The following is a 22,157-nucleotide window of genomic DNA, read 5'->3' on the forward strand; positions in this document are numbered from 1 at the left end:
CAGGCCGGGCGACCGGTGCCGGACGCCCTGTAGCCAGGCCCGCGCTCGGGCTTCGCTGCGTCTGAGTCGCTTGCCGGTCGCGCGTCGATGCAGCCGCCAGGACGCGACCTTGCGGCTCATATCCGTCAGCTTCCCCGGGGCCACCGCGGGTAGGAAACCCGGTCCGGGCCTTCCCACGGATCTTGTCCCATGCCTTTCACGCTTTCCCGGCCCAGAAGCGGTCCAGCTGGTCGCAGATGAACTCGGTCCGCTCCTGGAAAACCCAGTGGCCGCACTGCTCGATGACGCCGCCGTGCGCCTCAGTCGCGATGGCGTTGGCGCTGTCGATGCAGTGCGAGGCGAAGGACGACCGGCCGCCCCAGGCCATCATCGGCACCGTCAGCCGGCCCGCCGTCAGCTGCCTGGTCTGCTCGGTCGTCTGCGGGATGGATCCGTACAGGTTCAGGCTGGCGCGCAGGTTGCCCGGTTGCCGCATCTGCATGGCGTAGGCCTGGATCTCGGCCTCCGGCACCGCGCCCGGATCGTAGGCGAAGTCACGGAAGAAGTGCCGCAGGTACTCCTCCTCGCGCCCCTCCAACAGGAAGCGGGCGAGGTCCATGTTCATGTGCATCCAGAGGTGCCAGTAGGTGGCCTGTGGATCGACGTACCCCGGGTAGTCGAGGCCGAAGAACGGTGTCTCGATCGTCGCGAGCGACAACGCGCGGCCGGCCGCCAGGTAGGCGAGCGCGACGGCCGGCGGTCCCCCGAGGTCGTGGCTCAGGATGTGGAACCGGTCCACGCCCTCGACGTCGAGCAGGCCCAGCATGTCGGCGGCGATCGTCCTCGGATCGTAGCCGCTGAACGGCTTGTCGCTGTCGGCGAAGCCCCGCAGGTCCGGCGCGATGAAACGGTACCGGTCGGCGAAGCGCTCGATGATGGGCAGATACTCGCGGTGCGTCTCGGGCCACCCGTGCAGGCAGAGCACGACCGGCCCCGATCCGGCGGTGACGTAGTGGAGCTGGACGCCGTTGGTCATGGCACGGTGATGGTGTACGTCCATCAGGTCCCCCGGTCGCGGGTGGGCATTACAGCAGCCCGTCCCCTACCCGCCCGGGCACGGTCAAACGCCGGCCGGCACCGGCTGACGGGCACGCCCTGACAGTCGCAGCCGCCCATCACCGGGTCGAGCGAGGCGCCGGCGGCGATGACGTCCGCCATTCCGCGCTGGGCACACTGCCGGACACCATCCCGACCCGCTCCTTCCGGTGGGACGGTGCATGGCTACGCCAGGACAGCCCGCCGTTCCCGGACGGCGGCGGCGAAGGCGTCGGTGGCCTCCAGCGGGGTGAAATGGCCAACCCCGTCAAGCTGCCGGAACCGGAGGTCGGTGAAGTACTCGTCCAGCCGGTCCGACCACGCCAAGGGGAAAATCGGGTCGCACTCCTGCCAGAGCACGGTCGTGGGCGTGGTGAGCCGGGCCGACGCCCTGGGCTCGCCCTCGCCGGAGTAATGAGTCACGGGGTTGCCCTCAGCCCGGTACCACATGATTGAGGCCGTGAAGGCGCCGGGCGCCGCGTACTTCTCGGTGAGATGGTCCAGCCGGTCGTCACCGACCGTGTAACCGGGGCCCGACCAGTGCTCCCAGAAATGCCCAAGGTAGGCGCGGACCGCCGCTGGCCGGCCGTCGATCAGCTGCTCCGCCAGCTGCAACTGGTGGAACGAGGTGTACCAGAACTCCTTCACCGCCTGCAGTTCCAGCACTCGGGCGCCGGCACCCGGCAGCGGCGGCGAGACGATCAGAGCGCTCACCAGGTCGGGCCGGTCGCGGGCGATGGTCTGCGCGACGTAGCTACCGATGTCATACCCGCACACCACCGCCTTGCTGACGCCCAGTTCGTCCAAGCATTGCGCTGACCCCGGCAGCCTGCCCGCGGCTGGAGTACACCTCCTGCGGGTCGGCCGGATGCTTGTCGGAATCCCCGAAACCACGCAAATCAGGAACGATCACATCCGCCTCGCCGGCAAGGGCCGCGACCAGTTCGTCGTAGTCGGTATGGTCACCCGGCCAGCCGTGCAACAGGACCACTGGGGCACCCGAACCATGGTGTTCATACGCCAACCGAAATCCCTGCGTGGGAGCCGAGAACTGCACGGAGGCACCTCCACAACCACTGGGGGCGACCCGAGCAAGGCCCTTCGGGTTGGTGCCCAGTACAGGCTGCCCCATCGCGTTGCCGGCCGTACGACACCCTCACCACCGCTGGCCTTCCGGCCGACCTCTCCCCTTCACGGTACGCCCCAGGGAGGCCACGGCGCCTGGATCGTCCATCGGGTCCGGTGGGGGCACCACCGCCTCTGCGTCTGATGGTCACATTCGTCGCACATACCTCCTAGTCGGGTTCATGATCCCGATCTGGGCGCTCGCCGCCGCCTTGGAGGTGTTACTTCTCGGCCGTGCCAGGTTCCCCGCCGATGGACTCCTGCCGGAAACGGCGTCTTTCATGCCCTGCATGACTACCTGAGTGACTACGGCTCGTCGGGGAATGTCTCGTCCATGGCTAACAGTGGTGAACCGAACATGCAGTGCAGGCGAGGACTGGGTAAGGGAGGTGCCCGATGAAGGCGATTGTGGTGACAGATGAGGCTGCCGGAACGGCCGGGATGACGCTGGTGGAGCGGCCCGAGCCGGAACCGGCGATAAACGACGTCGTCGTTGAGGTTCATGCGTCGGGATTCACGTCGGGTGAGCTGACGTGGCCCTCGACCTGGACCGATCGCCTCCACCGTGACCGGACACCGTCGATTCCCGGGCAGGAGCTGGCCGGAGTGGTCACCGCTCTCGGCTATGGCACGACAGGGCTGTCGGTGGGACAGCGGGTGTTCGGCCTCACGGACTCGTATCGCGGCGGCGGGCTGGCGGAGTATGTGGCGATCGAGGCGCGCAACCTCGCGCCGCTGCCGGGCGACGTCGACTTCGCGGTGGGCGCGAGCCTGCCGATGCCGGGTCTAACTGCGTGGCAAGGGCTGTTCGAGCATGGCCGTCTTCAGGCGGGGCAGAGTGTCCTCGTGCACGGCGCGGCCGGCGCAGTCGGGACGATGGTGACGCAACTCGCGCGCGAGGCTGGCGCGTATGTCATCGGTACGGGGCGCGCTGCCCACCGTCAGAAGGCGCTCGACTTCGGCGCGCTGGAGTTCGTCGACCTTGAGAACGACGCGCTGGAAGACGTCGGCGGCGTCGACCTGGTGTTCGATGTCATCGGCGGAGACATCCAGAGGCGATCCGCAGGCATGATTCGCGCCGGAGGAACACTGGTGACCATCGCCGGGCCGCCCGAGGCGCGGCCCGCGGACGGCTTGGCGATCGACTTCGTCGTCGAGTCCGATCGCACCCAACTGCATGAGATCGTTCACCGGGTACGGGACGGACGACTGCGGACAAACATCGGCAACATCGCAACCCTCGACGATGCCGTCGCCGCCCTCAACCCGACCGGGCGGATCAAGGGGAAGACGATCATCCGTGTTCGTCCGTGAGGACTCGGGGACGCGATCGTCGGGCGGTAGGTCGGCATTCCGGGTTCTCGGTGCAGCAGTCCCGCAAGTTGGCGGGCATCGTGCGTTCAACGCCCCTGACAACCGTTAGTGGGAGGACCTTGATCGAGCCGAAGGTGCCGCGGCGGATCGACTGGCGGGTCAGGATACCGAACCAGGTCTCGATCTGGTTGATCCAGCCCGACCCGACCGGAGTGAAATGAAAGATGACCTGCGGACTCTCCTCAAGCCAGGCCTCACCCGCGTTCTCCTCCGGCCAGGCCATCACCCGGCTATAGCGTGAGACACATTGCAGTTCAACCAACACGAACAGGAGACCGCGATGTCCGAGTCCCATTCGCTGCCCACTGGACCCGAAGGCGTCATCCCGTCGCTGATTGAGCGATTTAACTCCGGCAAGGTCAGCGAGATGATGACCTTGTACGAAGGAGCCGTGCTCGTTGCGGACGACGGGCGAACCGTCACCGATCGCGCCGAGATCGCTGCCGAACTCGAGCGCGATCTCAGCCTCGGCCTGCCGCTGGAGGCCAAGGCGCGCCATGTGTTCGTTGCCGGCGATATCGCCGAGATCGTGGTGGACTGGTCAATTGATGGCACAGGTCCCGACGGCAAGCACGTGCACGTCGAAGGCACGGCAAGCGATGTCGCACGCCGCGGCGCGGATGGACTCTGGCGGTACCTGATCGACAATCGTCTTGGGACGGCGGTGCGACAGCCCGCCTGACACATGTGCGCCACGGCAGTTCTCGGCGAACGGAGGATGCGCCATGACGACTGTCGATCTGTACCCCGACGACGTTCACAACCAGCGGACGATCCGCCAAGGCCACCCACCTGACTGGGTCAACCGCGAAGGTGGTGACTACGACCTGGTGGTGCTCGGCGGCGGACCGGGCGGCCTCACCGCCGCCACGACTGCCGCTGCAAGCGGGCACCGCGTCGCTATGACTGAGCAGCGACTTACCGGGGGCACCTGTGTCAACTTCGGATGCACGCCGAGCAAGGCGCTGATTCGCTGCGCACGTGCGGTACACGATGCGAGCCGCGGGGCCGAGTTCGGCTTTCGGCTCGACGCCCCGCCCCAAACTGATTTCGGCTCGGTCATGGATCGGGTCCGCAGGATGCGTTCCATGAGCAGCTCAGGCGATGCGGTCGAGATGGCCGAGCAAGCGGGAGCGGAGGTCTACCTCGGGCACACGCGCTTCACCGCGCCGAATGCCGTGGAGGTCGAGGGCCGGATGCTGCGATTTCGAAAGGCTGTGATCGCCACCGGATCGGACCCCGTGGTTCCCCCCATCGAGGGACTGCGGACCGGCGAGTATCTGACCAACGAGACCGTCTTCTCACTGACCGAGCTGCCAGCCAGGCTGGTCGTCATCGGCAGCGGCCCGATGGGATGCGAGCTGGCCCAGGCCTTCCGCCGTCTCGGCAGCGAGGTGGACCTGGTCAGCCACCCCAGGACCCTGCTGCCCCATGATGAGCCGGAGGTCGGTGAGCTGATCCGTCGCCGGTTCGAGCAGGAGGGGATAAGGCTCCATCTGGGGTTCATGGCAGTACGGGCGGGCGCCGGCCGTTTGCTGGTGCAGGGCCCCGACGAGACACGCGAGCTGCCCTATGATGCGTTGCTGCTCGGCACCGGCCGCAAGGCGAACGTGGAGCACCTGGACCTGGACGTGGCAGGGGTACACGTCGCCAGAGACGGCGTGGAGGTAGACGAATACCTGTGCACCAGGAACCCCGACATCTATGCCGCTGGCGATGCAACCTTCCCGCAGAAGTTCACGCACGCGGCCAATGCGACAGCGCGGCTCTGTATCGCGAACGCGCTGGATGGAGCGCATCGCCCGGTACGGGAGCTCGTCATTCCCCACTGCACCTACACCGATCCCGAGGTGGCCGAGGTGGGCCTGACACCGCGCCGAGCCCGCAACGAAGGTGTCGCCATCGACGCTTATCGGCTCGACTTGGCCAAGGTGGAGCGGGCGTTCATCGACGGCGAGGAGAACGGATTCGGGGTGATCTACACGCGCAGTGACAGCGGCGAGATCGCAGGAGCGACGCTTGTGGCGGCGCACGCCGGTGAGATGATCAGCGTGCTGACGCTGGCAATCACGAACCAGATGCGCTTGGTGGCGCTGGCCAACACGGTTCACTGCTACCCGACACAGGCCGAGGTCTTCCAGCGGATCGCACTGCAGCACGCCGAACCCCAGAGGGTCGATGTGACCCACTTCCACTAGGCGGTGTTTCGTGAGGGCTGGGTTCCGGCGTGACGGTGATCGATAACCGAAGAGGTCTCCGGTAGATGGTTTAGCCCCTACCTTTCACGATGAGTTGATCAGGTTGTTGTGACGGTCCGGTTGTGTTGGTCGCCGGCCTGGACAGGGAGGCCGGCCGTCTCGGCTTGGCGGACTGTCCGCGTGGCGGCACCGGCCAGCAGCCGTCGATGCCCAGGATGTCGGTATCGCCCCTAGTCACGGCCGTTTCCCATGGTCTTGGGGCCCCGCCGGAGATTCGAACCAGCGCCCCGCCAGTCCTATGACCGCCGGATTCCGACTGGCCGGACGCCACTGATTCTTGCCACGTATGGTCCACCGCCGAGGGCGAAGCCTGCTCATAGGGCTTCGCCCTCTTTCGCCGTTTCGGCGGTGGATTCCTCGCGCTCGCTCCCCAGTGGGGGGCTTCGCCACCCCACACCCCCCCCAGACCTCGCTTCGCATCGGGTGACTCGCAGCTGGTGCCGTGACGGCGGCCGTACCAGCCGTAACAAATTGATCACTGGCGTCACGGCCGCCCGGCGTTGCCGGCATCGATAAGGAGCGTGGCAGGCATCCCGGTCCTGGGACAGACCGACCTCGGCGAAGCACCGCAAGGTGTACTTCGCCCGTTCGCCCCAGATGCGATCGTTGTCGACCAGCCGGCGCCGGCCGCAACGGCCGCCGCCTTGGCCCGCAGCTCATCGTCCGTGTGCGCCGACGTCGCCGCGTGTGGTCAGCGGGCTCTGGCTCTCCGGCGTCGATGCGTCACGCGTGGACGTCGACGGATCCGGTCACGACGCGTCGAGAAAAAGGAAGGACTCTTTACAGTTAGCTGCATTTGCGGTATGAAAAGGTCCCCCATAGAGATCCGGGTCCATGTTCCGCCACACTCCCCCATCCAGGAGCAATCCCATGGACAGATCACGACTGGCGCGCCTGCGCCGGGTGCTGGGAGCGGCAGCCGCTGCCGTCCTCGGCATCCTCGTCCTCATTCCGTTCAGCCCCGGCACCGCGGCCGCCGCGGGCACCGGTGCGATCACCGGCTACGGCGGCAAGTGCGTCGATGTCTCCAACGCCAACACCGCGAACGGCACCACAGTCCAGCTGTGGACCTGTAACGGCACCGGCGCCCAGAGTTGGACCGTGGGCACCGACGGCACGATCCGCGCCCTCGGCAAGTGCCTCGACGTCTCCGGTGGCTCCACCGCCGACGGGGCCAGGGTCCAGCTCTGGGACTGCAACGGCACCGGCGCCCAGCAGTGGGTCGTCAGCGCCGCCAACGACATCGTCAACCCCCAGGCCAACAAGTGCCTCGACGCGGCCGGCTGGGGCTCGACCGACGGCACACCGCTGCTGATCTGGTCCTGCCACGGCGGCGCCAACCAGAAATGGACGGCCCCGAGCGGCGGCACGGGCTCGTGCAGCTACCCGAACTGGGTGGCCGGGCAGTGGTACGCGGTCGGTGCGATCGTGCGGTACACCAACGGCCTGTACTACCAGGCGACCCACGAGAACCCCGGCTACGACCCGACGATCAGCACCTGGTTCTGGTCGCCGTACAACTGTGGCGGCGGTGGTGGTGGCGGGGGCACGACCGGCTTCGTGGTCAGTGAAGCCCAGTTCAACCAGATGTTCCCGAGCCGGAACGGTTTCTACACGTACGCCGGGCTGACCGATGCGATGAAGAAGTACCCCGCGTTCGCCACGACCGGCAGTGACACGGTCAAGCGTCAGGAGGCCGCGGCGTTCCTGGCCAACGTCAGTCACGAGACCGGCGGGCTGGTGTACATCAACGAGATCAACACCGCGAACTGGCCCCACTACTGCGACACCAGCCAGCCGTACGGCTGCCCGGCCGGCCAGTCGGCGTACCACGGCCGCGGCCCGATCCAGCTGAGCTGGAACTTCAACTACAAGGCGGCGGGTGACGCGCTCGGCGTCGACCTGCTCAACAACCCGGACCTGGTGGCGACGAACTCGTCGATCTCGTGGCAGACCGGTCTGTGGTACTGGATGACCGGCACCGGCAACGCGGGCACGACGTCGCACAACGCGATGGTGAACGGCCAGGGCTTCGGCACCACGATCCGGGCGATCAACAGCATCGAGTGCAACGGCGGAAACCCCGCGCAGGTACAGAGCCGGGTGAACCTCTACAACCAGTTCGTCGCCATCCTGGGCGTGCCCGCAGGCGGCAACCTGACCTGCTGACGCGGACGAGCACTGTCATCGACGGACCGGTCACGCCTTGCAGCGCGACCGGTCCGTCGCATCTGTGACGCAGCGGACGGCCACACGATCCTGCGGGTGCGGAAACCCGTCCGCGCAGGTTAGGCAGCATGGTCGTATTCGTGGACGATCCTCGACGGCAAACTGCTCCGCCTCGACCAGACCACGACCAGCGTGTGGCCAGATCGCGCCAGTGTTTGAAGACCTGCCTCAGTTGGTGCCGATATACCCCCGCCGTCACGACCGTCGCTCGACGCGGAGCCCCAATGACGATGAAGAACCTCTTCATAGCGGGGCTCCGTATCGTTATCCGAAATGGCTCAGAAACCGAACTTCCAATGTTGGAAACCGCCGTCGTTGAAGGCGTGCGGGTAGACGTTGCCGGCGCGGTTGCTGTCGAGAACCTCACCGCCGACATTGTTGCGGAAGAGAACGTTCGCCCAGCCGGTGCCGACCGCGGACCACAGAACGCGGATGTCGGTGGCCCTGCCGTCGTAGCCGCACTGGACGGTCGTCCTGATCACATTGGGCTTGCCCGGAAGCCAGCCGAGGCATCGGCTGGTCGCCTTGTTCTTGAGTATCACGACGTCAAACTCGGCATGTGCCCGACGAATCGGCTCCCAGATCTGATGGTCGTTGCTACCGACCGGCAGGTCGCACGGCAGCGTGTACACGTCGCCGTTCCAGTCGCTGTCCAGGCATCGCCCGGTCTCCCAGTTCCGCAGGATGTTCGTGCCTACGTATGCCTGGGCAGGCGACTGGAAGGCCACCGCGGACATGGCAATCGTGACGACGGTGATGAGAACCGCGAGAAGGCGGCGGGAGCGCCACCCGGACCGGGGCGTGCGGTCGGTGCCCGACCGGGCCAGCCGATCCATCAATTCAGACATACGAGGCTCCAATCAACGAGCACACCTCGAGCTGCACTCAGAGGCGTCAGGTGCCGACAAGGCAGGGCTGTACTTGCCGGTCCGTAGAACGGTGACGAGCGGTGCCGGGTTCACACGATCTGGTTGGGCAAGCGGGAACGCCGCCGCGTGAACCGGGCCGAGAATTCGCCTCGCACTGGCACTCGCCGGCCCGGCCGCACGGTTCAGGAGGATGTGATTCGGGGACCGATCGGTGGCAAGATTGACGCCGGCCGCACGACGGGGGGCGATTTGGGGGGTCGGCGTTGCCGCGGCGGGGGTGACAGGGCAGGCTGGTCGGCGTGGGTGGGAAGGGCGAGGCGCGGCTGAAGGACCTGGCCATGCTGCGGCGGGTGCGAGATCGCATCGATCGGGAGTTCGCGCAGCCGCTCGATGTGCAGGAGCTCGCGCGCGGGGTCAACATCTCGGCCGGGCATCTCAGCCGGGAGTTTCGGGCCGCGTACGGTGAGTCGCCGTACAGCTACCTGATGACGCGGCGGATCGAGCGGGCCATGACGCTGCTGCGCCAGGGTGACCTCTCCGTCACCGAGGTCTGCTTCGCGGTCGGGTGCTCCTCGCTGGGCACCTTCAGCACGCGGTTCTCCGAGCTGGTGGGCATGTCGCCGAGTGCGTACAAGAAGCTCGCGAGCGAGGACGCCGCCGGGATACCGGGCTGCGTGGCGAAACAGTTCATGCGGCCGATCCGGGTTCGGGGAGCGGCCGCCGGGCGCTCCGGCATACGGTGAGCGGCATGAGTGTCATCATTCACCAGACGTTCCTGCCGGCCGACGACCCGGAGAAGTCGCTGGCGTTCTACCGTGACGCGCTCGGGTTCGAGGTTCGCAACGACGTGAAGTACGGCTCGATGCGCTGGGTCACCGTGGGTCCCAAGGACCAGCCGCAGACCTCGATCGTGCTGCACCCGCCGGCGGTCGACCCGGGCCTGACCGAGCAGGAGCGGCGCACGATCGCCGAGATGATGGCCAAGGGCAGCTACGCCACGATCGTGCTGGCCACCTCGGACCTCGCCGGGACGTTCGACCGGGTGCAGGCCAGCGGGGCCGACATCGTGCAGGAGCCCGCCGACCAGGTGTACGGCGTGCGCGACTGCGCCGTGCGCGACCCCGCCGGCAACCTGGTGCGGATCAGCCAGCTGTAGTGATCACCGTCTTGCCGCGGCGCGGCGCCGACTCCACCGCCCGGTGGGCGTCGGCCGCGCGAGCCATGGGGTAGGCCGCCTGGATCGGCACGCGGAACCGGCCCCGCTCGGCCAGTGCCGCGGCCGCCGCCAGGCCGGGCCGGCCCGACGGCTCGCCGGCCAGTTCGCCCATGGACAGCGCCACGCCGAGCGCGGGGCCGCCGAAGTCGGCCAAGGTCAAAACCTTCGCAGCCGTACCAGTCAGTGCGATCAGATCCGGCAGCAGCCCGCCACCGGCCGTGTCCAGCGCGTGATCGAACGCGCCGGGGCGCTGGGACCCGAGCTCGCGGGGCAGCGGCGTGGCGCCCAGCGACGCCACGAACTCGTGGGATTCGGCGCGCGCGGTGCCGTACACGATGAGCCCCCTGGCCACCGCCAGCTGCACGGCGACGCTGCCGACGCCGCCCGCCGCGCCCGTGATCAGAAGTTTCGCGCCCGGGGCGGCGTCGAGGCGGTCCAGTGCCCGGGTCGCCGTCTCGATGCTCGTGCCGGCGGCGCCGGCCTCGGGCCAGGGCATCGACGCCGGTCGGCGGATCCAAGCGCTCAGTACCGCGAGCTCCGCGGTAGCGCCGCCGAGGCGGGTCAGCGGCACGGTGCCGAAGACCTCGTCGCCCACCGAGCACCCGGTCACGCCCGCGCCGATCTCGTCGACGACCCCGGCCGCGTCGACGCCCGGGATGTGCGGCAGCGGCCGGGGCGTGGGCGACTTCCCGGCGCGGATGGCGAGGTCGACCGGGCTGATGCCGGCGGCGCGCACGCGGATGCGGATCTCGCCGGGGCCCGGGTGCGGGTCCGCGGCCTCGGCCAGGTGGAGGACCTCCGGCGGCCCGAACCGGTCGAACTGTACGGCTAGCATGCGGGCTACCGTAGGCGCGAGGGGTGGTCGCGTGACGGAACTGAGGGCCGAGCCCGGCGAACTGACTCGGAAGCGGCGCAGCGACGCGCTGGACAACCGGGAGCGGATCGTGGCCGGGGCGCGGGCGGCGTTCACCGCGGACGGGACCGGCGTGCCGACCCGCGAGGTGGCGCGGCGGGCCGGGGTCGGGGTGGCCACGGTGTATCGGCACTTCCCGTCCCGGGCCGACCTCGTGGACGCGGTCCTGGCCGAGCGGGTCGCGGAGTGCGAGGCCACGATGGCCGCCGCGCTCGCGGAGGTCGACCCCTGGGTGGGGCTGTCGGTCATCGTGCGCGGGTTCGCGGCCTGGCAGGCCGGGGACCGGGGGCTCAATGCGGTACTGCTGCAGGGGTTTCCCGCGCAGCGGGACGCGCACTCGCGGCAGCTGGCGGCGCTCGTCGAGCGGGGACGGCAGGCCGGGGTCGTGCGGGCCGGGGTGACCGTCGAGGACGTGCGGGCGGGGCTGATGGGGATCGCGGGGCTGCGGGGGCTGCCCCCGGAACGCGCCGGGCGGGCCATCGGGCGGCTGACCGAGGTGGTGCTCGCCGGAATCTCGGCGCGGTGAGATCGCCGCGCTCGTTCGTCCTGTGGGGGCTGACCGGGCCCGGGCCGCTCAGCCGGTGGCGGGCGCGGGCGCCGGGCGCCGGGTGCGCCGGCGGAGCAGGTGCGCGGCCAGGCCCAGCCGCGGTGCCGCGACGGTGGACACCACGAAGCAGGCGGCTGCCAGCAGGCTGATCGCGCCATCGGCGGCGACGTCGAAGGCGCGGGAGAGGTACAGGCCGCCGATCGCGCTGCCCACGGCGACCGCGGTGGAAAGGGCCGTCATGGCGCCGATCCGGTCGGTCCACAGCCGGGCGGCGCCGGCGGGGGCCACGACGAGGGCGAGCGTCAGGATGGTGCCGACCGCGGGGACCGCCGTCGCGACGACCGCCTCGATGAGGACCAGCACCAGCAGGTCGATCGCGCCGGTACGGTAGCCGACGGCCCGGGCCCCGGCGGGGTCGAACGCCGTGAACAGTAGCTCCTTGTGCAGCACGGCGAGCACCAGCGCGACGGTGGCGGTGACGGCGGCCGCGACGAGCAGGTCCGGCGGGCCGACGGTGAGGATGCTGCCGGCCAGGTACGCCGTGAGATCCTTGGTGAACCCGTTCTGCGCCGACATCAGCGCGACGCCGAGCGCGAACCCGGCGGCGAGCGCCACGGCCGCGGCCGTGCTGGAGTCGTGGCCCCGGCGGCGGGCCAGCGCGGTGACGGCGAGCGCGGCGAGCACCCCGGCGGCGGCGCCCCCGAGGTAGAGGTTGAGCCCGGTGACGGCGGCGACGACGACGCCGGGGAACGTGGCGTGGGTCATGGCCATCGTGAAGAACGCCTGGCGGCGCAGCACGACGTGTACGCCGATCAGGCCACAGACGGTACCGACGAGGACGGCCTCGACCAGGGCACGATGGAACGCGACGTCAAGCCACGACACGGCCGGACCTCCGGGACTGCAGCGCGCGGGTGATCGCCGCGACGAGCATGGTCAGCAGGTAGACGGCGACGAGCGTGAGCACGACGGTGGCGCCGCCGGCCAGCCGCAGCCCGTACGTGATCGAGGCGTGGTAGCTGATTATCGTGTTGGCGTGGCTACTGCTGAGGACTATGCGTGGAAGTCGGACGTTGTCCGGATCACGGTGGTCATCCTCGCCATGAGCACTGCGTTGTTGCTCCTCGATGTTGTCTGGCCGGGGACACCCACCGGCTTCCCGAGGGTGCCGTTCGCAGCGCCCGTGGGGTTGCTCAGCATCATGCTCGGCCCTACAGCGCGGTCTCGGGGTTGGCTGATCAGCACCGCGGTCGTACTGCTGGTCGCATCCGTGGTCTTGCTCGTCGCTGATCAGATCCGGCCCCTCTACTTGCAGCCCGCGTGGGCCTATTTCCTCAGCAACGCACTCGCTGGATGGGTGGGCGGCGTAGCCGCGATCTGGGTCACCTGGCTACGTGTCAAACGCCGGCACGCGCAAGCGATTGCGGGCAACGGCCCGTCTCGAGCAACGACGCTCGACCAAGGCGACTCGTAGAAGGAGCGGCTGCCCCAAGCCGGACTAACGGCTTGTAGCGTTCGGTAATCACGTCGTGCGGCCGTGCTCGACGTGGAGGAGGACGAGGGCGGCGGCCACAATGTCGCCGATCGTCCGCGGCCAGAGGCTGACGTTGTGCGGGCCTTGAAAGCCAGGACGAGGATGTCGGACTCGGCCTCGTAGCCCCAGGTCCGCCAGAACGCCGAAGACCCCGGCACTGCTCGTCCATGACGGGCAGGACGCCGAGATCCCTTACGCGGACGCCGGCACCTGGACCGGCGCGCGCCTGCGACCCGCCAACGGGCTTGGGCACCGGCGGATCGTGAAGGACTCGGAGGTGGTGGGCGACGTGGTGGCCGATCGCCTCGTAATCCGTGCAACCCGCCGGCCCGTTGCCTACGTGAGTATTGGCGTCAGGGACGAGGGAGGTTGCATGGGATCGAGCATGAGCCGCGATCAGGAGTTCGGCGACTACTACGCCACCCGGGGCGCGGCGGTCCGGGCGACCGCCTACCTGTTGTGCGGCGACTGGCACCTGGCGCACGATCTCACCCAGAAAACATTCATCAAGCTCTATCTTGCGTGGCCCCGGCTCGGGCGTCAGGAGCCCGTCGACCGCTACGTCCGGCGCATCCTCGTGCGGGTCTTCCTCGACGAGCGCCGCCGGCCGTGGCGCCGGGAGCGGCCGACGGCCGAGTTCGTCGACCTCGACCCGGGTTCCCCAGCCGGGACCGACCGGGTCGACGACCGCCTGATCCTGCACCACGCCCTGGCGGCCGTTCCTGCGCGCCAGCGCGCCGTTTTGGTGCTGCGGTTCTGGGAGGACCTGTCGGTCGAGGAGACCGCGGAACTGCTCGGGATCTCGGCCGGCACGGTCAAGAGCCAGGCCGCCCGCGGGCTGGAAACCTTACGCCGCCTGCTCGGCGCGCCCGACACCGCTTCCATAGGTAAGGAGTGACGATGCACGACAACGACGTGCGGGACCTGTTCGTGCGGGTGCTCGGCGAGGCCGGGCCGTCGCCGGCGAGCCGGGAGGAGATGGTGGCGGCCGGGCGGCGGGCCAGAAACCACCGGCGTTGGTGGCGGGCCGGCGCAGTCGCGCTGGCGGCGGTCGCCGCGGTGGCGGCCACAATCCAGGTGGTACCGGTACTCGGCGCGCCAGGCACCGTCGGCGCGCCAGGTACCTCCGGCACGCCAGGCACCTCCGGCACGCCAGGCACCTCCGGCACGCCAGGCACCTCCGGCGCACGCAGCCCGGGGGTGGACAAGTCGCCCACCGGTCGTCCGGTGTCGAAGATTCCGGAAGCCCAGCAGCAGCGCGCCAACCAGATGCTGGCCACGCTCATTGCGGCGGTACCGGCCGGATACACCACTCCGGCGGCGGGCGACCCACGCACCCGTTCCGCACGTGTGGAGGGCTGGCAACAGACTGGCTGGCTCTACTTGGTCAGTACCGAGGTCTACCGCGACGGCAAGGTCGGCGCGGTGCGGGTCAGCTCGTTCACCGACTACGGCCCGCCCGGCACCAATGATCTGTGCGCCGCCGCCTACCAGGCCGCCGGCTCGTACGACGGTTGTACGGTGCTGACCGCGGTCACCGGTACCCTGGTCGCGGTGTCCTGGCGGGGCGGCAGCGGCAAGGTGCCGCGTGTCGTCCGAGCGACCTGGGTGGCCGACGACCGGGCGGTGTCCGTGGAGCAGATGCCCCACGGCACGGGCGGCCAGCCCGGCGGCGGCATGCTGGACCAGCCGGTCTTCACCGACCAGGAGCTGGCCGACCTCGCGGCATCGCCCGACTTCCGCGGCTGATCCTCGGTCAGCCGGCGGAGCGGACGACCGAGAGCCGGCCCTACTTCATGGCGCCGACCCGCTGCCCCCGCGGGCAACGGAAGTTGTCACCCCCTGGGAACGGCCGATGCTCAGCAAAAGACCCGTTACCGGTTGTTCAGCAAAGGGCCAGTTGACCTGCTGGTATAGCTGGTGGGCGATACCGGGTTTGAAGGCGACCCGAAGCCGGCCGCATCGGCGGGATTTCGATGTGGTGGGGCGGCGCGGGATACTCAGGCATGTTCGTCATCGACGCGGGGTCCGGCGTGCCGCCTTACGAGCAGTTGCGGGTTCAGGTGGCTCGGCGGATCCAGGATCGGTCGCTCGTGGTCGGGGCTCGGCTGCCCACTATTCGCAGTCTTGCCTCGGAGCTTGGGCTGGCCGTCAACACCGTCGCGCGGGCCTACCGGGAACTCGAGGACGCGGGGCTCATCGAGACGCGTGGGCGCAGCGGGTCGTTCGTCGCCGCGGCCGGGGTCGCCGCGCTTGAGCGGGTGCGGGCCGCCGCCGCTGAGTACGCCGCTGTCGTCGCGGCCGCGGGGCTCGACGCGGAGGAAGGGCTGCGGATCGCCGAGGCGGCGCTGCGGCGATAGGGAACGGCCGGAGCGCCGCAGCGCCCCGGCCGTTCGAGCCAGATGTGAGCTAGGACGCCACGACCATGGCCGGGAGCATGTTCTTCATCTGGGTGGCGGCCTCCGACGGCTGCAGGGTGCTGAACATGAAGGCCAGCAGTACGTCGGTGCCCACCCAGGCGCAGATCGACATCGTGATGCCGTTCGCGTCGGTCTTCTGGCACTCCGCCTTGCCGCCCAGCTTGCCCGGGTCGACCGTGGTCGGCGTGCCCGGCGTGCCGCCGACCGACTTCATCGCGCTGTCGAAGAACGCGGTCAGCTGCTTGTCCGGGCCGCCCACGCTGAAGGCCGAACCGGTGCCGCCCCACACCACGGCGATGCGCGTGGACTTGGCCGAGTCCTGGTACTGCGCGGCGAAGGGGTTCGCAACGCCGGCGGACGACAGCTGCTGGCTCATGCTCTGGGCCTGCGACTGGTCGGCCGCCTTCTTCCAGGTGCCGATCGCCGCCGGGGCGTTCAGCGTGAACTTCGTGCCGGGCGGGGCGCCCGTCGTCTTCGTCGCGCCTGCGGTGGGCTTGCTGCTCGTGGTCGGGTTGTTCGACGACGTGGCGGTCGGGGTGTCGTCCTTCTCGTCGTCGCCGGAGGTGTACACGTATGCGACCGCGCCGATGCCGCCGCACAGCACCAGCGCCAGCGCACCGAAGACCAGGCTCAGGACCAGCCCGTTGCCCTTCTTCTTCGGCGGCGGCACGGGCGCGGCCGCGGGCCAGTTGTTGTAGTCCTGCTGGGGCGGCGGGCCGTAGGACGGCTGGGGCTGGCCGTAGGCGGGCTGCTGTTGGCCATAGGGGTCCTGCCCGTACGCCGGCTGGGCATACGGATCCTGCCCGTACGCGGGCTGCGGCTGGGCGTAGTGATCCTGGCCATAGGCCGGCTGCTGCTGGCCGTAAGACGGCTGCTGCGGCTGCTGCTGGCCGTAGGACGGCTGCTGTCCGTATGGCGACGGCTGCTGGCCGTAAGGATCGTAGTTGGGCGGCGGGCCGTACGGGTCAGACATGAGAGCTCCTCGGCACACGGAAGACCCGGGGCAGCATAGTCGCTTTACGCTGGGCGTGCTGTCCGGTTCCTGGCGGTGCGTGTCACGTCCGAAGGCTCAGCTTCGCGCCCGCGCGGCCGAACGTGGGTTGGTGTGGCGCGCGCCGGACCGGCCTCTGATCCACGCGCGCGACCTGCTGGCGGCCACGCGCGCGGTGGCGTACTTCCTCATCGCCGGCGGCTCCGTCGTCGGCGCGTGCGCCCTGCTCGTGCCCGGGTTCGCGGGCGGTTCGACGCCCGGCGAGCTGATCACCGAGGCGGTCGCCGGGACGATGGTGCTGGCGGGGCGGTGTGCCGGCTGTCCCCGCGACGGGTGCCGGAGCCGTTCTGGGTCACCGTGCCGTTCCTGGCAGTACTGCTCATCGGCAGCCTGAACCTGATGACCCACGACGTCAGCGTCAGCGCGCACCTGTACTTCCTCTGGCCCCTGCTCTACACCGCGACGTTCGTCCGGCGCGACCTGATGTACGGCCTGCTCGTCGCCGCCGGCGGCACGGACGCCGCGGTGACCTTCTGGCTCAGGCCCGGTGCGGAGGCGGCCACGGACATCGCGGCGCTGCTGACCGCGTTCACCGTCTCGACCGTGGTGGTCTCGAAGCTGCGCGGCCGCAGCGAGGCGCTGGTGGCCCGGCTGGAGGAGCAGGCGCTGACCGACCCGCTCACGGGGCTTGCCAACCGGCGCGCCTTCGACCTGGAACTGGGCCGGGCCCTGGCCGCCGGGTCCGAGCGCTGCCTGCTCATCGTCGACGTCGACCACTTCAAGACCATCAACGACACCTGGGGCCACGGTACCGGCGATGCCGTCCTCGCCCGCGTCGGCGCGGCCCTGCGGTCGTGCGCCGGGCCGGGCGATCATCCGGTGCGCCTCGGCGGCGACGAGTTCGCGGTGGTGGTCGACGGCGGCGAGGAGCACGCGCTGGCCGTGGCGGCATCCGTGCGTGCCGCGGTCGCCGCCGGTTCGGACCTGCCGGACGGGCTGCCGACGCTCAGCATCGGGCTGGCCTCGACCGCAGACCCGGCCGCAACCGGGCCGGAGGGGCTACTGGCGGCGGCGGACCGGGCGCTCTACGACGCGAAGATCCGCGGGCGGAACCGGGTCGTGTCGGCCGGAGGTACCGCGAATAAACCGACATATGCGAAGAACCTGAGAACATCCTGAAATTTCCCGTTTTAGGACCGTTCAGTCCTACGGAGAGTGAACATGAGGGTGACTGCTGTCGAGACCAACGGGGGTTTCACCCAATGCCTGCCAGCAAAAGCAAGCGGCGCCTGCCGGTTGCAATTGGGGCCGCTAGCTTCCTCGCCGTGCTGACCGCCGGCGTCCTACACCAGACCAGCGCCGACGCGCAGACGGTCAACGGCGGGGCGCGTGCGGCCGAGACCACGGCGCCCGATCCGGATCTGAGCGCGTGGACCACCGCCTGGCCGCCGAATCCCACCGCCACGACCACCGCGCCGCCGACCGGCGGCCCGCTCGGGATTCCCTGCCCGACCGACACGACCACGCCGCCCGCGCCGGGCGGGACGATCGTCATGCCGCCGAGCGTTCCCGCGCCGGGCCAGTCCGTCATCATCCCGCCGGGGATGTTCGAGACGCCGAGCGAGTCGCCCTCGACGCTGCCGACCCAGGAGCCGAGCCCGGCCCCGACCTTCGGCGCGCCGAGCGAGACCCCGAGCGAGACCCCGAGCGCAACCCCGGGTGAGACCCCGGGTGAGACCCCGGGCGCGACGCCGACCTTCGGCGGCACCGAGACGCCGACGCCGACCGCGAACTGCACCACCGCCGCGCCGGCCCCGACCGACACCTTCGGCAACCCGATCCCGGTGCCGACAGACACCCTGCCGGTCCCGGTGCCGACCGACACCCTGCCGATCCCGTTGCCGAGCGACACGCTGGGTAACCCCGCGCCGACGCCGACCGACACCGTGATCGCGCCGGCACCCATGCCGACGATGACGTTCACCGAGCGCGGCCGGTAGTTTCCACCGGCTACGAAGGCGGGGCGGATCCGGGGCGGATCCGCCCCGTCGCACGTGATGGTCACCCGGAAGGCGAGACCCGTTCGCTGATATGGTCACGCGATGTTGACGGGTACGGCCGACCAGGGCGACATGACCGCACCGGCCACCACGAGCAGGATCGTCAAGCAGCGGCGCAGCGAGGAATTCGACAAGATCGCCGAGAACACCGAGACGGCTGAGGCCCCGGCCGGGCCGCGCCCGGGCCGCCGGGCGGACCTGCTCGCGCTCGGCAGCTACCTGCTGGGCGCGCTGTTCATCGTCTCGCCGCTGCTGGCCCACTACGGCAAGCGGATGCCGGTGAGCCCCGGGGACCGGGCGCTGTCGGAGTACTTCCTGAGCTGGGCGGCCCACGCCGTCACGCATGGTGAGAACCCGCTGCACATCATGCAGTACAACGCCCCTTTCGGGGTGAACGGCATGGCGAACACGACCGTGCTGGGCTTCGCGATCCCGCTCTCGCCGATCACCCTGCTGTTCGGCGCCCAGGTCACGTTCGACCTGCTGATCGTGCTCAGCATCGCCGGGACGGCCGCGGCGTGGTACTGGCTGCTCTCCCGTCACCTCGTGACGAGCCGGACCGCCGCGTGGGTCGGCGGCCTGGTCGGCGGGTTCGCGCCGACCGTCGCCTCGCACGCGTCCTACCACCCGAACCTCGCCGCGCAGTTCATGGTACCGCTGCTGGCCTGGCGCTCCTTCAAGCTGCTCGAGGGCCGCAGCGTGCGCAACGGGCTGATCCTCGCGGCCCTGATCGTCTACCAGGTCTTCATCAACGAGGAGACGCTGTTCCTGGTCGCACTGTCGATCGCGGCCGTGATGCTGCTCTACGCGGTGCAGCGCCGCGACCGGGTCCGCGCCGCGCTCCGGCCGCTCGCCGCCGGGCTCGGCGTCACCGCGGGCGTGTCGGTGGTGGTGCTCGCCTATCCGCTGTACTTCCAGTTCCTCGGCCCGGGCCACTACCACGGCGGCGAGTCGTACATGACCACGTTCCGCATGGACGTGCTCGGACTGACGTCGTACGGCAGCAACAGCGTGGCCGAGCGCCTGGGCCGCTTCGGCGAGCCCCCGCCGCCGCTGGGCGCGGAGGAGCACGGCTTCCTCGGCTGGGCGCTGGTGCTGCTGCTGGCCGCGCTCGTGATCTGGCAGTGGAGCGACGTCTTCATCCGCTGCCTGGCGATGACCGGCCTGGGGTTCCAGATCATGGCGTGGGGCAGCCCGCTGCAGTTCCAGGGCCGCGACACGGACATCCCGGCGCCGTACGGGCTGCTCAAGGAACTGCCGCTGTTCGACACGCTGCTGCCGACCCGCCTCGGCGAGGTGACGAACTGGGCGGTCGTGCCCATCCTCGCGCTCGGGCTGCAGCGGCTCATCGACATCAAGGGCCTGCCGATCCGCACGCGGCGGCTGCTGTTCGTCGGGGTGCTGGCCGCGGCGCTGGTGCCGGCCGCGCCGATGCCGATCAAGGTGGTGAACCGGGTGGAGATCCCCGCGTTCATCTCCTCCGGGAAATGGAAGCCGTACGTCACCGGCGACCGGACGGTCCTCATCGTGCCGCTGCCGCAGTGGGACTTCCCGACCGGGATGTTCTGGGCGGCCGCCACGAACGCGGACATGCGCATCTCGCACGGATACTTCCTCGGCCCGGCCGACGGCGTCGACGGCCACCACGCCTTCGTCGGCCCGGTGCCCCGCCCCACGGACAAGCTGTTCACCACGGCGATGTACGGCCGGACGGTGCCGCTGATCACCGACGCCGACCGTGCCCAGGCCCGCGAGGACCTGCGGTACTGGCATACGTCGCTGATCCTGGCCCCCGAGGGCCCGAAGTGGGCCGCCGTGCGCGAGACCCTCACCGAACTCTACGGCCCCGGCACGTTCACCGGCGGCCTGTGGATGTGGGACGTCAGAGATTGACAGATCGCGGCTCACCCGCGCGCGGGTGAGGCGCCGGCCGGCCCGCGCGCTCAGCCCATGACCCGGGCGCCGTAGGCGGTGGCCACCGAGAGGAGGGCGCGGGCGGTCCGCGCCCGTCGGAGGTCGGCGGCCGTCAGCGCGCGCCAGTCCGGCGGGAGGGCGTGGAGCTGGGCGACCGTCATCGGCAGGGCGGCGAGGCTCACCCTCGTCAGGTCGGCGGCGTGGGGGGCGGCGGCCCTGGGGGTGAGGCTGCGCACGAACCACATCCAGCGCCAGACCCACTCGTCCCGGGGCCAGGCCGCGGCGTCGCCGGCCCGGTCCAGCAGCCACAGTTCCAGGCCGGCCCAGGCCGCGGCCTGCTGGGGGTCGCCGAAGCGCAGCGTCGGGAGGGGGTGCAGCAGGGAGGTCCACCAGTCGGCGGCCTCGGCGCTGTCCGGGACCCGGACCGCCAGCCACTCGGAGCGTTCGGTCCTGATCAGGGGCAGCAGGTGATGGAGACTGTCGCAGACCGCTCGCCAGCGGGCCTCCGGCAGCGCCGGAGACTCGGGGACCGGCCAGACCGGGGCGGCGATGGCGAGCACGGTGCCGTCGTCGGTCACCGTCAGGGTCGAGCCGCTCAGCGGGGCCCGCAGGATCGTGTCCGGGGAGTCGTGCCGGGCGGGGGGAAGCGGGACCAGGCTCTGACCGACCCGGCGCAGCTCCTCCTGCAGGTCGTCCAGGCAAACCCGGGCCGGGAGCCGGTCGGCCCGGACCACCAGGAAACGGCCCTGCCAGGGCTCGTCCGGGCCGAGGCGCTCATAGTGGCACTCGACCCGGCCGAAGTCGCGGTACATGCCGCCGGAGGTGCCGTGCTCGGTGAACTCGGCGCCCAGGGTCGAGGCCAGGGCGTGGATGGGCGCGTCGGCGCTCAGGCCCTGCACCCGGGCGGTGGCCAGGGCCTCGACGCACAGCTCGACGGGGTCGGGGGCGCTCATCGCGGGGCCGGTCCGGGCTCGGCGGCGGACAGGATCGCGAAGGCCTCGGTGATGTGGGCTATCTCGGCGTCCGGGGACGGGGAGCGCCGATCCCAGGTGCGGCCGCGGTGGAGCCAGATGGTGCGCAGGCCCGCCGACCTGGCGCCGGACATGTCGCGGGCCGGGCAGTCGCCGATCATCCAGGCGGACTCGGTCAACGTCATGGAGCAGCGGTTGGCGGCGGCCTCGTACATGCGCGCGTCGGGCTTCGGCGCGCCCACCTCCTCGGAGACCGCCACCGCGTCCACGTGGTCGATCAGGCCCGTCCGGCGGAGCTTGGCGTGTTGCTGGGCCGTCGTGCCGTTGGTGGCGATCGCCACCTTCCAGCCCGACCGGCGCAGGGCGTCGAGCAGTGCCGGGACGCGCGGGTCCAGGTCGATGGCGTCGACCAGCTCCGCGCGGAAGTCGCCGGCCGGCTTGTCGACGCCGTATCGGGCGGCCACCGCGGCCAGGAACTGCGCGCGGGGTGTGTAGCCGTCGCCGTCGGCCTCCACCAGCCACGGCAGGGCTTCGCCGGGAAGGTTGTGGGCGCTCACGAAGGTCTCTGCCCAGCGCCGGAAGGCCGCCTCCCGGTCGATGAGTGTGTTGTCGAGATCGAAGATCGCCAGCGCCACGCCGCCGATCGTACGCACCTGTGCAAA

General features: G+C 70.1%; 24 protein-coding genes. 14 read left to right on the forward strand and 10 right to left on the reverse strand.

The window, feature by feature from the left end:
• Positions 1–196: 196 nt before the first annotated feature.
• From ACQPY0_RS46405 to ACQPY0_RS46415, 3 genes are all read right to left on the reverse strand, one after another.
• Positions 197–1,015 carry an alpha/beta fold hydrolase gene (locus ACQPY0_RS46405; protein ID WP_432976015.1) on the reverse strand — a complete coding sequence of 273 codons (819 nt, stop codon included), beginning with the start codon at positions 1,013–1,015 and terminating at the stop codon, positions 197–199.
• 245 nt (positions 1,016–1,260) lie between these two features.
• Positions 1,261–1,881: an alpha/beta fold hydrolase gene (locus tag ACQPY0_RS46410; RefSeq protein WP_432976018.1), complete on the reverse strand. Its 621-nt coding sequence runs from the start codon at positions 1,879–1,881 to the stop codon at positions 1,261–1,263.
• A complete protein-coding gene (locus ACQPY0_RS46415; protein WP_432976021.1) occupies positions 1,838–2,131 on the reverse strand; it encodes an alpha/beta fold hydrolase in 294 nt (97 codons plus the stop codon). The genes ACQPY0_RS46410 and ACQPY0_RS46415 overlap by 44 nt, the downstream gene beginning before the upstream one ends.
• 464 nt (positions 2,132–2,595) lie before the next feature.
• Between ACQPY0_RS46415 and ACQPY0_RS46420 the strand changes: the two genes are divergently transcribed.
• Positions 2,596–3,513 (forward strand): NADP-dependent oxidoreductase, encoded by a 918-nt coding sequence (locus ACQPY0_RS46420; protein ID WP_432976024.1) that lies wholly within the window; start codon positions 2,596–2,598, stop codon positions 3,511–3,513.
• Here the strand turns inward: ACQPY0_RS46420 and ACQPY0_RS46425 are convergent.
• Positions 3,494–3,796: a hypothetical protein gene (locus ACQPY0_RS46425; RefSeq protein ID WP_432976027.1), complete on the reverse strand. Its 303-nt coding sequence runs from the start codon at positions 3,794–3,796 to the stop codon at positions 3,494–3,496. The genes ACQPY0_RS46420 and ACQPY0_RS46425 overlap by 20 nt on opposite strands.
• 57 nt (positions 3,797–3,853) lie before the next feature.
• Between ACQPY0_RS46425 and ACQPY0_RS46430 the strand changes: the two genes are divergently transcribed.
• From ACQPY0_RS46430 to ACQPY0_RS46440, 3 genes are all read left to right on the forward strand, one after another.
• Positions 3,854–4,255 (forward strand): YybH family protein, encoded by a 402-nt coding sequence (locus ACQPY0_RS46430; protein WP_432976030.1) that lies wholly within the window; start codon positions 3,854–3,856, stop codon positions 4,253–4,255.
• A gap of 43 nt (positions 4,256–4,298) precedes the next feature.
• Positions 4,299–5,771 (forward strand): FAD-dependent oxidoreductase, encoded by a 1,473-nt coding sequence (locus tag ACQPY0_RS46435; protein ID WP_432976033.1) that lies wholly within the window; start codon positions 4,299–4,301, stop codon positions 5,769–5,771.
• A 930-nt stretch (positions 5,772–6,701) separates the two neighbouring features.
• Positions 6,702–8,000: a glycoside hydrolase family 19 protein gene (locus ACQPY0_RS46440; protein ID WP_432976036.1), complete on the forward strand. Its 1,299-nt coding sequence runs from the start codon at positions 6,702–6,704 to the stop codon at positions 7,998–8,000.
• 338 nt (positions 8,001–8,338) lie between these two features.
• Here the strand turns inward: ACQPY0_RS46440 and ACQPY0_RS46445 are convergent, their stop codons facing one another.
• Positions 8,339–8,896, reverse strand: coding sequence for an RICIN domain-containing protein (locus ACQPY0_RS46445; protein WP_432976039.1), 558 nt, complete (start codon positions 8,894–8,896; stop codon positions 8,339–8,341).
• A gap of 371 nt (positions 8,897–9,267) precedes the next feature.
• On the opposite strand from ACQPY0_RS46445, the gene ACQPY0_RS46450 reads away from it, so the two are divergent.
• The gene (locus ACQPY0_RS46450; RefSeq protein ID WP_432995665.1) at positions 9,268–9,672 is read left to right on the forward strand and encodes a helix-turn-helix transcriptional regulator; all 405 of its coding nucleotides are present in this window, start codon (positions 9,268–9,270) and stop codon (positions 9,670–9,672) included.
• Positions 9,673–9,677: 5 nt separating this feature from the next.
• Positions 9,678–10,085 (forward strand): VOC family protein, encoded by a 408-nt coding sequence (locus ACQPY0_RS46455; RefSeq protein WP_432976042.1) that lies wholly within the window; start codon positions 9,678–9,680, stop codon positions 10,083–10,085.
• Here ACQPY0_RS46455 and ACQPY0_RS46460 read toward each other — a convergent pair.
• Complete coding sequence (locus tag ACQPY0_RS46460) at positions 10,072–10,980, reverse strand: NADP-dependent oxidoreductase (protein WP_432976045.1); 909 nt, start codon at positions 10,978–10,980, stop codon at positions 10,072–10,074. The two genes, ACQPY0_RS46455 and ACQPY0_RS46460, sit on opposite strands and share 14 nt — an antisense overlap.
• 31 nt (positions 10,981–11,011) lie before the next feature.
• Between ACQPY0_RS46460 and ACQPY0_RS46465 the strand changes: the two genes are divergently transcribed.
• Positions 11,012–11,584, forward strand: a complete 573-nt coding sequence (locus ACQPY0_RS46465; RefSeq protein WP_432976048.1) for a TetR/AcrR family transcriptional regulator — start codon at positions 11,012–11,014, stop codon at positions 11,582–11,584.
• A gap of 48 nt (positions 11,585–11,632) precedes the next feature.
• Here the strand turns inward: ACQPY0_RS46465 and ACQPY0_RS46470 are convergent, their stop codons facing one another.
• Positions 11,633–12,490, reverse strand: coding sequence for a metal ABC transporter permease (locus tag ACQPY0_RS46470; protein ID WP_432976051.1), 858 nt, complete (start codon positions 12,488–12,490; stop codon positions 11,633–11,635).
• Between the two features lie 151 nt (positions 12,491–12,641).
• Between ACQPY0_RS46470 and ACQPY0_RS46475 the strand changes: the two genes are divergently transcribed.
• From ACQPY0_RS46475 to ACQPY0_RS46490, 4 genes are all read left to right on the forward strand, one after another.
• A complete protein-coding gene (locus ACQPY0_RS46475) occupies positions 12,642–13,079 on the forward strand; it encodes a hypothetical protein (protein WP_432976054.1) in 438 nt (145 codons plus the stop codon).
• A 322-nt stretch (positions 13,080–13,401) separates the two neighbouring features.
• Positions 13,402–14,037 carry a SigE family RNA polymerase sigma factor gene (locus tag ACQPY0_RS46480; RefSeq protein WP_432976057.1) on the forward strand — a complete coding sequence of 212 codons (636 nt, stop codon included), beginning with the start codon at positions 13,402–13,404 and terminating at the stop codon, positions 14,035–14,037.
• 2 nt (positions 14,038–14,039) lie between these two features.
• Positions 14,040–14,888, forward strand: coding sequence for a hypothetical protein (locus ACQPY0_RS46485; protein ID WP_432976060.1), 849 nt, complete (start codon positions 14,040–14,042; stop codon positions 14,886–14,888).
• Positions 14,889–15,145: 257 nt separating this feature from the next.
• Entirely contained in the window at positions 15,146–15,499 is a 354-nt protein-coding gene (locus tag ACQPY0_RS46490; RefSeq protein WP_432976063.1) for a GntR family transcriptional regulator, read from the forward strand.
• A 49-nt stretch (positions 15,500–15,548) separates the two neighbouring features.
• Here the strand turns inward: ACQPY0_RS46490 and ACQPY0_RS46495 are convergent, their stop codons facing one another.
• Positions 15,549–16,532 (reverse strand): hypothetical protein, encoded by a 984-nt coding sequence (locus ACQPY0_RS46495; RefSeq protein ID WP_432976066.1) that lies wholly within the window; start codon positions 16,530–16,532, stop codon positions 15,549–15,551.
• Positions 16,533–16,859: 327 nt separating this feature from the next.
• Here ACQPY0_RS46495 and ACQPY0_RS46500 point away from each other — a divergent pair, with 327 nt between their 5' ends.
• From ACQPY0_RS46500 to ACQPY0_RS46510, 3 genes are all read left to right on the forward strand, one after another.
• On the forward strand, positions 16,860–17,729 hold the full coding sequence (locus ACQPY0_RS46500) for a GGDEF domain-containing protein (RefSeq protein WP_432976069.1): 870 nt from the start codon (positions 16,860–16,862) through the stop codon (positions 17,727–17,729).
• A 146-nt stretch (positions 17,730–17,875) separates the two neighbouring features.
• Positions 17,876–18,550, forward strand: coding sequence for a hypothetical protein (locus tag ACQPY0_RS46505; protein ID WP_432976072.1), 675 nt, complete (start codon positions 17,876–17,878; stop codon positions 18,548–18,550).
• A gap of 102 nt (positions 18,551–18,652) precedes the next feature.
• On the forward strand, positions 18,653–20,503 hold the full coding sequence (locus tag ACQPY0_RS46510; RefSeq protein WP_432976075.1) for a hypothetical protein: 1,851 nt from the start codon (positions 18,653–18,655) through the stop codon (positions 20,501–20,503).
• A 50-nt stretch (positions 20,504–20,553) separates the two neighbouring features.
• On the opposite strand, the gene ACQPY0_RS46515 is transcribed toward ACQPY0_RS46510, so the two are convergent.
• Together ACQPY0_RS46515 and ACQPY0_RS46520 are read right to left on the reverse strand one after the other, a co-directional pair.
• A complete protein-coding gene (locus ACQPY0_RS46515; protein ID WP_432976078.1) occupies positions 20,554–21,477 on the reverse strand; it encodes a hypothetical protein in 924 nt (307 codons plus the stop codon).
• On the reverse strand, positions 21,474–22,130 hold the full coding sequence (locus ACQPY0_RS46520) for an HAD family hydrolase (RefSeq protein WP_432976081.1): 657 nt from the start codon (positions 22,128–22,130) through the stop codon (positions 21,474–21,476). Before ACQPY0_RS46520 ends, ACQPY0_RS46515 begins: the two co-directional genes overlap by 4 nt.
• Positions 22,131–22,157 lie beyond the last annotated feature (27 nt).

The organism is Dactylosporangium sp. CA-233914 (assembly GCF_050942935.1).
Classification (GTDB): domain Bacteria; phylum Actinomycetota; class Actinomycetes; order Mycobacteriales; family Micromonosporaceae; genus Dactylosporangium.